The organism is Candidatus Paracaedibacter acanthamoebae (genome assembly GCF_000742835.1).
In the GTDB taxonomy this organism is placed as follows: domain Bacteria; phylum Pseudomonadota; class Alphaproteobacteria; order Paracaedibacterales; family Paracaedibacteraceae; genus Paracaedibacter; species Paracaedibacter acanthamoebae.
Genome location: NZ_CP008941.1, coordinates 180,057 through 192,808, shown reverse-complemented (window position 1 = coordinate 192,808; position 12,752 = coordinate 180,057). Strand labels below are relative to the sequence as shown.

The following is a 12,752-nucleotide window of genomic DNA, read 5'->3' as shown; positions in this document are numbered from 1 at the left end:
GATAAAAAATATTGATAAATCTTTTAAAAAAACAGACTTATATTGCATCGGAATGTTCAGGGATTAAAGGTCAGAACCCCCTTTAGGGAAAATTTTGCAGCTGGCTCAACAGCGCTCTTCCTCATTAATCCATTATTTATTGAAAGGATAAATCCATGGCCACACATTCAAAAACAGATCGTCACATCACTCTTCTGGCAAGTCTAGGATCCACGTTAGAGTACTATGACTTCGTTGTTTACGGAATGATGGCAGCATATTTAAGTGCTGCGTTTTTCCCCTCTCAAAATCAAACTGCTGCCGTATTACAGTCCTTTCTCGTATTTGCTGTAGGATATTTCGCCCGCCCCTTAGGAGGCACCGTTATTGGCATCATTGGCGATCGTTGGGGACGGCGACCTGCATTCTTGATATCAACTACCCTCATGGCCTCCAGTACGCTCTTAATTGCTCTCCTCCCCAACTATGAAACTTGGGGAGAAATTGCCGTTCTCCTCTTAGTCCTTTTTCGGATTATACAAGGTATCTCGTTTGGCGGAGAACTGCCTGGCGCCATGACCATTGTGGGCGAGTTCTCTTCAGAAAACCGACGAGGAAGAAAAACAAGCTTAGTGATTGCAAGTATGAATCTTGGGGCTTTGCTGGCAAGCGGAGTTCTTTATTTACTTGCCTCAACATTAAGCAAAGAAGAAATTGTGAGCTGGGGTTGGCGGCTCCCTTTTTTGGCAGGGGGAATCTTAGGTATATTACTTCTTATCGCCCGGAATACGGTTCAGGAGACGCCGGTTTTTCAGTCTATTCAGGAAAGAAGCAAAAATCATAAGCCTCTCATGGTATTGTTAGGCAATCATAAATTTTCTCTTTTAAAAGGTGCTGCCCTGACAGCATTTATGGCTGCTTTAACTATCACCAATCTCTATTTACCTTACTACCTTCCCAAATTCTTTGGATATGAATCAAAAGATGTCTATTTCGCCACAACCTTAAGCTTTATTTTTTCAGTCCTGGTTCTACCATTGGCAGGAATGTATGCAGACTTATTTCGCCATAAAACCACTCTCTTACGGTGGACTTGTGCTTCTTATATTGTTTTATCTTTACCCATTTTCTTGCTTTTATCGACGGGAACAATGCTATTCTTGGTCACTTTTTTAATGATCCAACAACTTTTTATTGCTCTTTTTGTCTCTACTTTTTTCCCCATTTTAATTCGTATTTTTTCACCTGAGGTAAGATACACAGGCATTGCTTTTTGTTACAACTTAACTTGGGCAATCATGGCAACACTTCCAATGGGCCTAACAGCCATTCTGGACTTTTTTGCAAATCCTTGGGTCGTTCCCCTCACCTTGTCAGTTATTGCAGGGCTGTCTTTAGTGGCAACATGGGGTACAAAAGAGGCCATTCTGGACGTTACAAATAATCGGGATGAAGAGAATGTCGTGAAACTGGAGCGGGTGGGATAAGTCTATTTTAAGGAGTCGAGAAAGAATTCTGGGCTGCATTATACCTTTTTGGGACTCAGCTGAGCTTTCGTTGTCTTTCTTCTTTTCTGTAAAATAATTCTACCGGAAAGCTAGAAAAATTATTTTTTAGATTGCTTCTTCTATGTCGCTGCATACATTCAGCATTGGCTCCAACAATTTTATCATCTGACCATTTTTGAGAGACTATTCAAAACTTGGGAGTATGAAGGGAAATCAAGGAGACTATTTTACTCAAGACTTCCGATACAGACATTTTCTTCCAATAATTACTCTACAATGTATGAGATGGTACCTGCGATATCCTATCAGCTAAGAAAGCTAGAAGAAATGATGCTTGAGAGGCACAGTGAGGTTGACCCCACACCCCTTTACCATTGGTTCAGCATTATGCACCCTGCCCTTGGGCGCCTCTGGTATAATTTTAACAAATACCTTGAGCACTGGGGGCGCAGGAAATACAAAAGATTTGCCAGACATAAAAGACAAGCACAAGAATATGTGAGGTACTTAGCTAAAACAAATCCTCCCTTATTTATTGGAAGCTTAGAACAATATGATGGTCCCCGTGGTAGAAGCCGGATGAGCTGAGAGGTTCACGCCCGGTTCTGAGAGGGGCCAAGGGTGAAACTCCTTTGGTCTACTCCCCCCTACGTCATAGTTAAAGGCCAACGGAAATATTGATACCACGCAATTGATAAACATGACCAAACGATAGATTTTATGCTCGCTCCCAAGCAGAATATAATGTCTGTAAGGCGTTTTTTCAGGAAGGCCCTCAAGCATGCTCTGAGACTCCTTCTAAAAATTAATACCGACCAGATCATCGAAGAATTAAACGAAGGATACGACCGATGTTAGGCTTCCAATCCTTTAAAACAGCTAACCGGGCAATAAAAGGAACCTATGGTAATGATGATCAAGCAACAAACATATTTCCTAAGGAAACCCCTGTCTGAACAAATCAAAGTTTTCAATTAGCTATTTGGCGTTTACGCCTAACGCATACCTGTAAGGTAGCTTATAATAAGTAAAAAATTAACTATCTTTCAAATTGGCAACAGATTCCTATTCCTTATATATTGAAGGAAAGAGAAACACAGCTTGAAGAGATTGGATCTGGAACAGTGTTAACAAGTTTGGTGCGACACATTAAGAATGAACAATAACTTATTAGCATTTACATACAAAACGCCTCTTACCTTACAACATGGTAATGTGGAGTATGTAGCGGGTTTTTGTGTCAGCAAGCTTAGTTTAGAAGAATTAAATGCAAATTATTCTGATTTCTTGCATGTTGAGGAGGAAAAATATTTTATGTCTCTTCGCTACCCTAAACGGCAACATAGCTATCTGCTTGGCCGTTATTGCGCCAAACAGTCCCTTATCCTTTATATACAAAATAATCAACCAACGACATTATGGATTAAAAATGGAGTCTTTCAGCAGCCCATTGTTTATTCTTCTTTCCCAACAGATGCGCAAGTGAGTATTAGCCATACAGATACTTTTGGAGCCGCTCTCGCCTTCTCAGAAGCACACCCCATGGGAATTGATGTAGAACACATTTGCGCAACTAAAGCTGCAACAATAAAATCTCAACTTACTCTGGCTGAACAACAAAAAATTATTTCTTTTTCAGATGATTCTCCTTTATTTTTAACACTCTTTTGGACGGTTAAAGAAGCCCTCTCTAAAGTTATTAAATGTGGCTTTACTATCCCAAGTAAATTGTTAGAGATAGGAGATATTCAACTTAAGGAGAATTATGTAGAAAGTAAATTTAAGAATTTTCAGCAATATCAAGCTTTATCTTTTTCAGTGGCTAACTACGTCTGTTCCATTGTCTACCCAAAAAATTCCGTTTTAACCTCCAATCTTTCAGCAATCAAAACAGCAATGACAGAGTTACCTATGCCCCAACCAGAATATGACCTTACTTCCAACAAACCAACAATAAGCAACTCAGCATAATTTAAACCAGGACAATAAAGTAACTCTTTTAAAAAGGACTAAAAATGAATATGTTAAAAGCTTGTCAACTTAAAAAACATCATAACAATTGGGAAACAGGGCAGAATTGCCGTTGTATGATTTTTGGGTTTCCCTCGTACGGTCATACTAATCCTTTGCTGTTGTTATCTGCAGAATTGGTCAAGGCAGGATATGAAGTGTCCTTCTATAATACAGACATGTTCAAGAAAGAAATTGAGAACACAGGCGCTACATTCATCGATTACAAGAGCCCCACAGCTGTTTTGTCTTCTCAGCCTATGGATTGTAAAACTCTTGATCTTGAAGCGTTATATGAGGAATTAAATCATATTCATGATGAAGTTTGGCCCACTCTTCCTCGATTCACTGAAAACGTAGACATCATAATTCATGATCAATTTGCTATTTGGGGAAAACGTTACGCAGAGAGAAATAATATCACCTCCTTATGTTCTAACACCTATCTCCTCACTACCCCACATTACTGGAGAAGCAATTTCAAAATAGAAAAACTGAAAGAAAATGAACAATTATTAGATGAGTTCGTTAATTGTCTGTCAGGAAGTTCAGCCAACGGAATCATTGTTTACACTCCTCAAGAGATGCAGATGGTGCAGCTATCAGCTGATGCAAGAAATATCTTCTTTCTTGGAAATCGGTTCGCTAGTCAATATGCCCCTAGCACAGCTAAATTTGGCAAAGAAGCTCTTATCTATATTTCTTTAGGTACTATTTTTAATTGCGATATTGAATTATTAAAATCTTTGATAGACTACTTTGGCAATACTAAATATAATTTAGTTATCTCTTCTGGAAATAATTTAAAAATACATGAGGAACTAAGTAAATTAAAATTAAAACCTAATATACAAGTACATAAATTCGTAGATCAATTAAAAGTATTACAAGAAGCTTCATTATTTATAACGCATGGTGGGAGTAACAGCCTATATGAGAGCCTCTATTTCACTGTACCTATGATTCTATTTCCACAAATGGAGGAGCAACATATTAATGCTCAAAAAATGGCAGAGTTAAATGTGGGCTATTACATCCAAAAGGATGGGGTTTCAAAAGCTCGAATGGATGAAGCGATGAATAATATCAAACAAAATTGGGATATCTATAAAGGGTCCACAATGCTACTCAGGGAAGCAATAATCAGATCTTCAAATGCTCAAAAAGTTGTTGACCAAGTGAATAAGCTTTTAAGCAAGAATCAACGACCGCCGGCCAAAGCCGTCGGTATGTAATCAGCCTAAAGGCGAGCCTTCATTTGCTATATTTAGATCTGTCGCATCTATAAGCAATGGAAATATTTGAGTGTAAATTCTCTAGATTAAGAAGATTATTTCATGCTCAATACATCACCTAAATTGCTGTCCCATTTTAAAAAGTTTTGCTCCTTACCTCCGATGATGATAAGAGGGTCTAAAATTGATCAAGCAACTTTGTAAAGATGGATTAGATACTTCGTGGCCCTCATTGGTAAGCGTGGACGTCAGCGTAAGAAACCAGGTGACTCAAGTTGGAGAATGGCCGAGTCCTATATCAAGCTGAATGGTAAGTAAGTTTATCTTTACCGCGCCGTCGATAGTGAAGGTAATACGATCGATCTTCTTCTCAAAGCTAGTTGGAGATGCTGTAGTGGCAAAGGCTTTCTTTTAAGGAAAATGCAAGGCCTGATAAACTCACGATTGATAAGAGCGGTAGCAATCAAGAAGCTCTTGACCATTTTAATAAAGATGTACTCGCAGAAGGCCAGATTGAGATTCGACAAATCAAATATCTCAACAACATAGCTGAGCAAGGCCACTGATTTATCAAGAAACGAACGCGGCTACCCCTTGAGTTTAAGAACTTTTATCCAGCTAAGGAGACTATCTGTGAAATTGAGGATATTCGCATGATACAAATAGGGCAAAATTGGTCAGAATGCTTTTCAATCCTCTTTCAGCAATTTTGTGAGTCTGATGGCGTAATAAGTCCAACATCAGACCGTCTTACCTAAAGTCATAACCTCATTTAACAGATGCAATAGATCGCCCATCTATTTATTTCTCTCAAAGATAAGTTAAGCGCATCTTCTAAGTGCTTAACTGAAGAAGGGAAGAAGCGCTTACCACTGCAACACCAGTCACAATAGAATAAGGAGATTAGGCTAGAAAAGTAAACCCCAAGTGTTTGCGCAAAATTTCTCCTCACAAGCGCACTGCCTAAAAGTATTCTGATGTATCATGGATGATAATTTTAGAGGTAATGTTGTTCATTTTTCCTCAAGCGTTAAGAAAGAATAATACCTTTGAAGGGTAAACCCTGTTTTTAAAGCAACCCGAAGGGAGGCAGCATTGTTATAATCACAACTCCACTCAGGTACCCAACCTCGTTCTAAGCATTCTTGAATGGCAGCTTTTACCACTAATGTTGCTGCTCCTTTATTCTGATGCTTTGGATGGGTGGCAATAGCAATCTCACAATGGTTATTTCCCACGCATGCTGCATAAGCTGCACTCAATACAACTTCTCCTTCACATACGACAATGCCGAATCTATGTTGAAAGAAAAGCTCATGAGAGCCTACCACCTCAAACCACGGGCACTGCCTACCAAAATCTGCATCGAGGATTTTGTGGAAGGTTAAGCCTGAGGGCATTATAATATTTATGCTTGGATTTTTATAAAAAAGCTGGATTCGAGGGATGGGTTTCATCCCATGCAAAAGAAGGCGCGTGTGATGTCGTTCATCACATATGAGAAGAATTTCTGGAAAAGTTTTAAAATATTGCAGCAAACTCATGAGTTCGCCATCATCTAATTCACCGGCTAAGTAACAAAAAGGAGCAGTGGTCTTAAGCAGAACAAACTTGCTTGGTTCATTGGGAAAAGATTCTCCTAAGCATGTTTGATTAATAAGAGAGCAAACTCCTGCTTGATTGGGAAGGAAATAAAGTTCTTCCAAAAGGTGGGGTGGAATGCTTGTCGCTACTGTGCTCATGTTCCTAGCTTTCTCTTATAGAACTAGCTTTTTGCAAGCAAATGCCATAAAAACTCTATCTTGCACATATTTGAATGCTAATTTTGGCCTCATCGCTATTGGCTGTCAAGGGTAATGTAAAAGTGCACCAGATAGCAGAGCAAAGGCGCACCGTCATGCATCTGGACCTGTCCGTATTGCAAGAGTTAAAATAAGATGTTTGGTTTTAAGAAGGTAGATTGCAGTCATGTCATTGACTTCTTGTTAAGACTTTTGCCTTTAGCCATGATGGGATCTGCGTTCTCTTCTCTCTCAATCAACTTACTGGCTTTTAGAATGCCCTGACAGTGCCAGAATTTTTAAGAGCGGATCTAATCCTTTTTACTATCATCTTTATCTTCACCTTCACAATCTGCGGAATCTCTGTTTCGTTTACTATTTGGCTTGATAACAAGCATCAATGAGCCATAAACGCCCATAAAATACGAGCGTTCTTGTGGACTATGACAACACAAGCCTTGTTGTTATAGCCTATGCGTTCTTTAAGCCCTCTAATCCAACTGCTCAGTGCATCAAGTTTATGGGTCGCCTGTTTTTAGGACAGCTCTTGCACCATGAATCAAAAGGCTTCTTAAATAGCGGTCACCCGTTCTTGAAAACCTTGGTATTACCAACAGCAGCCACAAGTGCAGTTGCCGTGAGAAGGACTATGCCTTCAGCTCGAATGTGCCCTTTGACACACTTCGCTTTTTCGCCAAACCTGCCGTATGCTTTTATCATGCTTGAAAATTTTGAGATCTATACCTCTTAACCGCTCGTAAAGATCTGCAAACAAGAGTTTGTTGCGAGGATTGATATCGCGTGCGCAAGTATCAAGAGCTTGCAGAAATCTTTTTCTGCTCCGACCTATACCTTGAGGAATGACAATCCCATATTTAAGTAACACCCTCCATTTGATTGATTAAAGCCGTATGCTTTTGAATCAGACGGCTCCAAATGCGGCGAAGCACCTGGATGTCTTGCTGCTCAACACTTTTAATGGCAACAAATCTCATGTGCGGTCGTGTTATAGCTTCACAAATCGCTTCTGAATTGTTGAAGTCATTCTTGTTGCTTTTGGCATATGGCTTTACATATTGAGGATTCATCAATTTTATTTATGACCAAAACAGATAAACGTACGGACCCAATATTAAGCACCCCCGCAAGCTTCCATTCCGCCTAAGCAGGGAGGAAACTGCCATAAACTCTGCAAGTTTTCTCCTGGATAAGCGCTTTTGAAGTACGATTTGACCATGTTAACTCACGCATGCAACTGAAAAACATTCTTTGTTAAATCTATTCCCATAACCTTAACCTCAACATTTTAGGCTTTGCGATTTTATTGTTAATTAATGGGCCGATCCATCCCATTAACTTAACTTTTGTTTTTGAGTTGGATGGCATACTTTGATTCTCAACAAAGGAGAACTCTAACCAGGGCCATAAGTTATAAGGGTCATCGCTTCACAGAAGAGATTATCAGCCATACAATATGGCTTTATTATCGTTTTGCTTTGAGCCTGAGAAATGTCAGCGAAGTTTTATCCCAACGGGGCATTTTATTGAGCTATGAAGCGATTCGCTATTGGACTAAAAAGTTTGGCCTAAACTTTGCCTGGGAAATTAAGAAGAGATCTGGCATTCTGATGAAGTCTGCTTGGTAATTAAGGGGCAGAGATATTGGCTGTGAAGAGCGGTAGCTCAAGATGGATATGAACTTGAGATTCTTTTACAAAGTCAAAGAAACTTTGAAGCAGCCAAAAGGTTTTTTCAAAAATTACTTCCCGGTCTAGTCTATGTTTAATTACAGACAAGTTGAGAAGCTACAATAAGGCAAGAAACAATCTTATTCCTCACCCAGTGCATCGGCAACATAAAGGTCTGAATAATCGAGCTGAAAATTCTCACCAGCCAACAAGACACCCAGAGAGAAAAAAATGTGAAAATTCAAGTCTCCTCCTCAAGCTCAAAGATTTCTCATCACCCATGAAGTCATACAAAATCTCTTTAAAGTTGAAAGATATAAGCATTTGACAAATCACTATCGACGGTTAATCCAAAACGCCCATGCTTTATGGCAGGAAATAACCTTAAAGGAGAATTATGCCTAATGAAATCAATATAAAGGCTATTCTTGCTATCTAAAAGTTAACTTGACGGTCCCCCCTTCCCCTTTAATGAGGGGGGTGCCTTTTTTGATTTTGGGTGACTTTATCCTAATGCTCATTTGCCTATTTTTTTTAAAGGACTCGACTTTTTTGCCAATCCTCTTTTAATTTTATTGTCCTAACGACCTGTATGGACATCTCCCAAAGAAAGATATATAAGTATATAGGTTATGATATTTAGCTGTAGCACCCATAAAAGTTTTTCTATAACCCATCATAGTTCGACATACAATGCTATGTGTAAGGCCTAGGACATTAAAATTGTCCTTTGAGGTTGCTGATGAAACTTATTAATTTTAGGAATCCATTATGAAGAAAAACGCCTTTTATCTGTTACTCTTTTCACTAAGCATTTTTGAATTTTTGCCTATAGCCTCCATGAGTTCTTCTTTATCGCAGGACAGTTGGGAGCCTAAGACCCCCAGGATAAAGATTTGCCTCCTTAATCCTGAAGATATGAGAGAGTGATGCCCTTGGTGTCCCCTACTCCTCCTGCAGACATTCAAGAGTGGCAAGAAGAGTATTTGCTACTTCATCAAAAAGCTAAACATTACCATTCTCATAAACTCGGTTATCCTGTCTCGTTAATGGCGTCTCTTTATAATGAGCAGAGAGGAAAAGAAGACATAGAGGTGTTCCATGAATCCGGTCTTGAACGTCACAAGATTATTAATAATAGTGTTTTAGGCATCCTTCCTGGAAGCCTAGCGGAAATGTTTTTGGTTAATGTTGGTGACCCTCGCTATGAATCAAACAGCCATCCAATAGAAGCAAAGAAAATAGAAAGAGACGTTATTGAAATAATGACAACTTATCTTGGCTTGAGCCCTGGAAAAGGTGCAGGCTATGTCACGGCAGGGGGCACGGAAGCCAATTTTGCAGGACTGTGGTGGTCCCGTCAATATCTTCTTCACAAAAATGAGGTGCTTATTCAAAAGATTAGCCATAAAATAAAGACGATAAAACAGAAGCACCATTTTGATCAAACGTGGGCAACAGATGTAACAAACGACCCTGCAGAAACTCTTGACAAGAGCAAAGCCCTCTGGGAGCTTTACTCGCTTGAACAGATCTTTAAGCAACTTTTATATCCATCAATCTTCTTTACAGAAACTCATACTCATTATTCTATCCTCAAAATAGCCCAGCAGCTTGGTCTTGTTTGTAAGCCTGTTAAAGCGCAAGAGGATGGCTCTATGGATATAGCCTCACTTACAGACATGCTCAAAGAGCATAAGGCGAAGAATAGCTACAATCCGGTGATTGTTGTTGCAAATGCCGGCACGACTGTCCTGGGAGCAATAGATGATATCCCAGCAATAAATACGGCTTTACGCCAAACTTTAACCTCTCCTTGCACCTATACCATTCATATGGATGGGGCGTTAAATGGCGTTACCCTTCCTCTTTTAAAACCCTTTGAAGAAGTGGACGATTATTTCCAATCGATTGGTGTTCACACCATAGCTATATCGGGGCATAAATTCTTGGGAACGCAGGCGATTTGCGGCATGATTCTCACAACACAAGAGTTTCTTGAGCATGCCTTTCCTTTGAAGACGCATATTATTGACTATATTGGGAATATCGTTGATATTACCTCTTCCGGCTGCCGGTCGGGACTCAATATCATGCTTCTTCATAATGCTATGTGCTCTCTTGGCTTGCATCAAAGAGATTACAGTAAATTAAGGTCCCTCGTGAAGAGGAATCTTGAAAACGCCCGTTATCTCTCTCAAAAGCTTAAAGCTCTCCTTGGCGACAAAGAGGTCTTATGGCAGGAAGGTCGATTCAATGTACTCTTTAAGCGCCCAAGCCCCAGACTTATTGTCAAGTATAATTTGATGCCTGCTTTTGCAGATCATGTAGCCGCTTGTGTTCTTCAGAATGTTACCCGCTCCTTAATCGACAAATTTATTGATGATTATCAAACTGAGCTCACAACGGCCATCAAGCATACTGACCAGGAGTACGCTCTGGCAGGGTAAATGGTAAATTAGGCAGGTAAGTTTTCCCTCCTCTTCGCCTATGAGACTACAAGGAAGAGGCCTCCTTACTCATGGTTAAGGCGAAGAGGAGGTGGTTTTCAATCCATTGTGACCACCCAAAAGTGGACCAATTTCAATTCATTATTAACACGAGCTCAAAGTTTTACGGATAGGCTTTATGTTATATTTTAACGTGATTATTGAAATTGCTTAGTTTATGTGTCTCAGTATTCAGTTTAGAGAGAATATCAGTTAAGCAGCCTTTAAATTTTTGACAAAACTCTTGTACGTAAGATTTTTCAAAAAAACGCTTACGATAGAAAATTTCAAGGTTAATTGATTCAGGATGCTGCATTACAGTAATAGTGAAATCAATTGGGAATACCTCCCGTGCCCAATAAAAATTATTCTCTTCTGAAGCATGGGACTGTGATTCATCCGTGATCCGTGGATCGTCCGCTAGAGATATTTGGCATTCGGCATCGCCCAATTTAAAGTTATAATTATTGATTATAGTTGGTATATAATTAAACTCTATATTAGGTATCTTGTTTAACAGATTATGCTTGCTTTTAAAAATATAGTCTATCTCTCCTCGCGCTATAGAGAAATGTTTTCGAAGAGTTTTATCAGTAGATAAAATTTGCTCTAGAATAGGTGGATTTTCGTTATAGTCAAAAGTACATGGTATCATGGAGGCGACAAAACCGATTGTATTCTGGAAGCCGCCATGTGTACGGTTATGATGAACTAAACTTATGCAAAATCTCTTTTCTAATGTTAATTCATATAACACTTTTTGCAAACAAGATAACAAAATAACATATATACTTATTTTATATCTTTTAGATAATTCTTCTAATTGTTTATAGGTATCTTCATTAATAGAAATTCCTTCAATTGCTGCGCAATTTTCCCCTACATTAAGGTCACCAATATATGGAAAATTAACCGGCTTAACTCCAGTCAGTTTCTCTTGCCAATAGGGTAAATCAATTTTATCCTGCTGTTCATAGTGCCATTTTACAAATTGGCTATAAGGTTTTGCATTTAACTCCGTTAAGGAATCATTGTTGTAAAATTCACTTAAATTTTCCCAAAATATCCGAATTGATATTGCATCGCAAATTAAATGATGTATATATAAAATTATATAATATTCTTCATCTTCGTTTTTCAACACAAACACGCGCCATAATGGAGGGTTATCTGGAAGTAAGAATGTGAAAGCAATATTATGAAAGTAAGAGTTTGCTTCGGTATCATCCTTAATATTATCTATAGTTAATTCCCATGTCATATTTTCTTGTATATATCTTTGATAATACCCTGCGGAATTTTTTGTGTATCCAGTAGAAAATGCCTCATGATTGTCTATAATTTTTTGTATACTAAATTTTAATCTGCTAAAATCCAGCGGGCCTCTCACCTTACACATGGATTTAACATTATTGTAATAATTAGCATTACTATCTAAGTCCACCAGCTTTAGTAAGAGTTCCTCCCTGGGGCTAAGTGTAGAGAATGTCCAATTTGATTGAGCTTTGTTCGACATGATAGAAATCTCTCAATGATTCGGCGGAATGATCCTACTTGGGGGTAACGGTTTTATTGGATAAATTCCGTTTGTTAGTAGTTTTAGAACAATACCTTCCTTTTTTAAGGCTTCGAATTTTTTAGTATCAAGGAGCTCGTTTTGGAAGCTTTGTTCGACAGGGTACGAGTAACCAAAAGTAGGGTAATTAACCCCATCAACTGGTTTACTCGTACCCTGTCGAACAGAACTTCTCATAGTGTTGACCTTTGATTAGTAATTAGGCTAAAAATAGAGTTGAGCGTCAATGGAGAAGGAAGATCGTTAACCTCTAGATCTAAACTGAATTTGCTATTTATTTCTCCTAACAACATCGTCAATGCTAATGAACTTATCCCATAACTTTCTAATTCTGTCTCTTCTTCAATGCTCTCTTTATCTACCTGAATAATTTTTGATAATTTTTTCCTAATAAAATCATTTACAGCTTTTAATTCCAGAGGATAAGTTATTGGTTCTTTTAATTTTTCATTGTGGCTATGCATATTTATTTCCCAAATAGTTTTC

Annotated in this window: 11 protein-coding genes and 2 pseudogenes; 8 read left to right on the top strand and 5 right to left on the bottom strand. The window is 38.6% G+C overall.

The features are described 5' to 3' along the window. Positions 1-155: 155 nt before the first annotated feature. Together ID47_RS00860 and ID47_RS13780 are read left to right on the top strand one after the other, a co-directional pair. On the top strand, positions 156-1,466 hold the full coding sequence (locus tag ID47_RS00860; protein ID WP_038462866.1) for an MFS transporter: 1,311 nt from the start codon (positions 156-158) through the stop codon (positions 1,464-1,466). Between the two features lie 306 nt (positions 1,467-1,772). Next, positions 1,773-2,075 carry a hypothetical protein gene (locus ID47_RS13780; protein WP_420887365.1) on the top strand — a complete coding sequence of 101 codons (303 nt, stop codon included), beginning with the start codon at positions 1,773-1,775 and terminating at the stop codon, positions 2,073-2,075. Here the strand turns inward: ID47_RS13780 and ID47_RS12710 are convergent. Then, positions 2,031-2,270 carry a hypothetical protein gene (locus ID47_RS12710; RefSeq protein ID WP_156956599.1) on the bottom strand — a complete coding sequence of 80 codons (240 nt, stop codon included), beginning with the start codon at positions 2,268-2,270 and terminating at the stop codon, positions 2,031-2,033. The genes ID47_RS13780 and ID47_RS12710 overlap by 45 nt on opposite strands. Here ID47_RS12710 and ID47_RS13775 point away from each other — a divergent pair. The 4 genes and pseudogenes from ID47_RS13775 (at position 2,208) to ID47_RS12565 (ending at position 5,461) form a co-directional block, all read left to right on the top strand. Beyond that, positions 2,208-2,345 (top strand): hypothetical protein, encoded by a 138-nt coding sequence (locus ID47_RS13775; protein ID WP_420887364.1) that lies wholly within the window; start codon positions 2,208-2,210, stop codon positions 2,343-2,345. The two genes, ID47_RS12710 and ID47_RS13775, sit on opposite strands and share 63 nt — an antisense overlap. A 297-nt stretch (positions 2,346-2,642) precedes the next feature. Beyond that, on the top strand, positions 2,643-3,458 hold the full coding sequence (locus tag ID47_RS00850) for a 4'-phosphopantetheinyl transferase family protein (protein ID WP_051908332.1): 816 nt from the start codon (positions 2,643-2,645) through the stop codon (positions 3,456-3,458). A 44-nt stretch (positions 3,459-3,502) separates the two neighbouring features. Next, positions 3,503-4,732 carry a glycosyltransferase gene (locus ID47_RS00845; protein ID WP_038462861.1) on the top strand — a complete coding sequence of 410 codons (1,230 nt, stop codon included), beginning with the start codon at positions 3,503-3,505 and terminating at the stop codon, positions 4,730-4,732. A 102-nt stretch (positions 4,733-4,834) separates the two neighbouring features. After that, positions 4,835-5,461, top strand: a pseudogene (locus ID47_RS12565) (IS6 family transposase). Between the two features lie 284 nt (positions 5,462-5,745). On the opposite strand, the gene ID47_RS11455 reads toward ID47_RS12565, so the two are convergent. After that, entirely contained in the window at positions 5,746-6,474 is a 729-nt protein-coding gene (locus ID47_RS11455) for a GNAT family N-acetyltransferase (RefSeq protein ID WP_051908330.1), read from the bottom strand. 914 nt (positions 6,475-7,388) lie between these two features. Continuing rightward, positions 7,389-7,601: an IS110 family transposase gene (locus tag ID47_RS12560; RefSeq protein ID WP_051908328.1), complete on the bottom strand. Its 213-nt coding sequence runs from the start codon at positions 7,599-7,601 to the stop codon at positions 7,389-7,391. A 291-nt stretch (positions 7,602-7,892) separates the two neighbouring features. Here ID47_RS12560 and ID47_RS00830 point away from each other — a divergent pair. Further along, positions 7,893-8,606, top strand: a pseudogene (locus tag ID47_RS00830) (IS6 family transposase). A 524-nt stretch (positions 8,607-9,130) separates the two neighbouring features. After that, complete coding sequence (locus ID47_RS00825) at positions 9,131-10,651, top strand: aminotransferase class V-fold PLP-dependent enzyme (RefSeq protein ID WP_038462859.1); 1,521 nt, start codon at positions 9,131-9,133, stop codon at positions 10,649-10,651. A 181-nt stretch (positions 10,652-10,832) separates the two neighbouring features. Here ID47_RS00825 and ID47_RS00820 read toward each other — a convergent pair whose 3' ends face one another. Continuing rightward, the gene (locus tag ID47_RS00820; RefSeq protein ID WP_038462856.1) at positions 10,833-12,206 is read right to left on the bottom strand and encodes a condensation domain-containing protein; all 1,374 of its coding nucleotides are present in this window, start codon (positions 12,204-12,206) and stop codon (positions 10,833-10,835) included. A gap of 233 nt (positions 12,207-12,439) precedes the next feature. Then, complete coding sequence (locus ID47_RS00810; protein WP_038462853.1) at positions 12,440-12,730, bottom strand: phosphopantetheine-binding protein; 291 nt, start codon at positions 12,728-12,730, stop codon at positions 12,440-12,442. Positions 12,731-12,752 lie beyond the last annotated feature (22 nt).

Bases quoted from the DNA above. Each gene is read 5' to 3' on its own strand.
- ID47_RS11455 (WP_051908330.1), bottom strand. From the start codon at position 6,474: ATGAGCACAGTAGCGACAAGCATTCCACCCCACCTTTTGGAAGAACTT.
- ID47_RS00850 (WP_051908332.1), top strand. From the start codon at position 2,643: ATGAACAATAACTTATTAGCATTTACATACAAAACGCCTCTTACCTTA.
- ID47_RS00825 (WP_038462859.1), top strand. From the start codon at position 9,131: ATGCCCTTGGTGTCCCCTACTCCTCCTGCAGACATTCAAGAGTGGCAA.
- ID47_RS00820 (WP_038462856.1), bottom strand. From the start codon at position 12,206: ATGTCGAACAAAGCTCAATCAAATTGGACATTCTCTACACTTAGCCCC.
- ID47_RS00860 (WP_038462866.1), top strand. From the start codon at position 156: ATGGCCACACATTCAAAAACAGATCGTCACATCACTCTTCTGGCAAGT.
- ID47_RS00845 (WP_038462861.1), top strand. From the start codon at position 3,503: ATGAATATGTTAAAAGCTTGTCAACTTAAAAAACATCATAACAATTGG.
- ID47_RS00810 (WP_038462853.1), bottom strand. From the start codon at position 12,730: ATGCATAGCCACAATGAAAAATTAAAAGAACCAATAACTTATCCTCTG.
- ID47_RS12710 (WP_156956599.1), bottom strand. From the start codon at position 2,270: ATGCTTGAGGGCCTTCCTGAAAAAACGCCTTACAGACATTATATTCTG.
- ID47_RS13775 (WP_420887364.1), top strand. From the start codon at position 2,208: ATGCTCGCTCCCAAGCAGAATATAATGTCTGTAAGGCGTTTTTTCAGG.
- ID47_RS12560 (WP_051908328.1), bottom strand. From the start codon at position 7,601: ATGAATCCTCAATATGTAAAGCCATATGCCAAAAGCAACAAGAATGAC.
- ID47_RS13780 (WP_420887365.1), top strand. From the start codon at position 1,773: ATGGTACCTGCGATATCCTATCAGCTAAGAAAGCTAGAAGAAATGATG.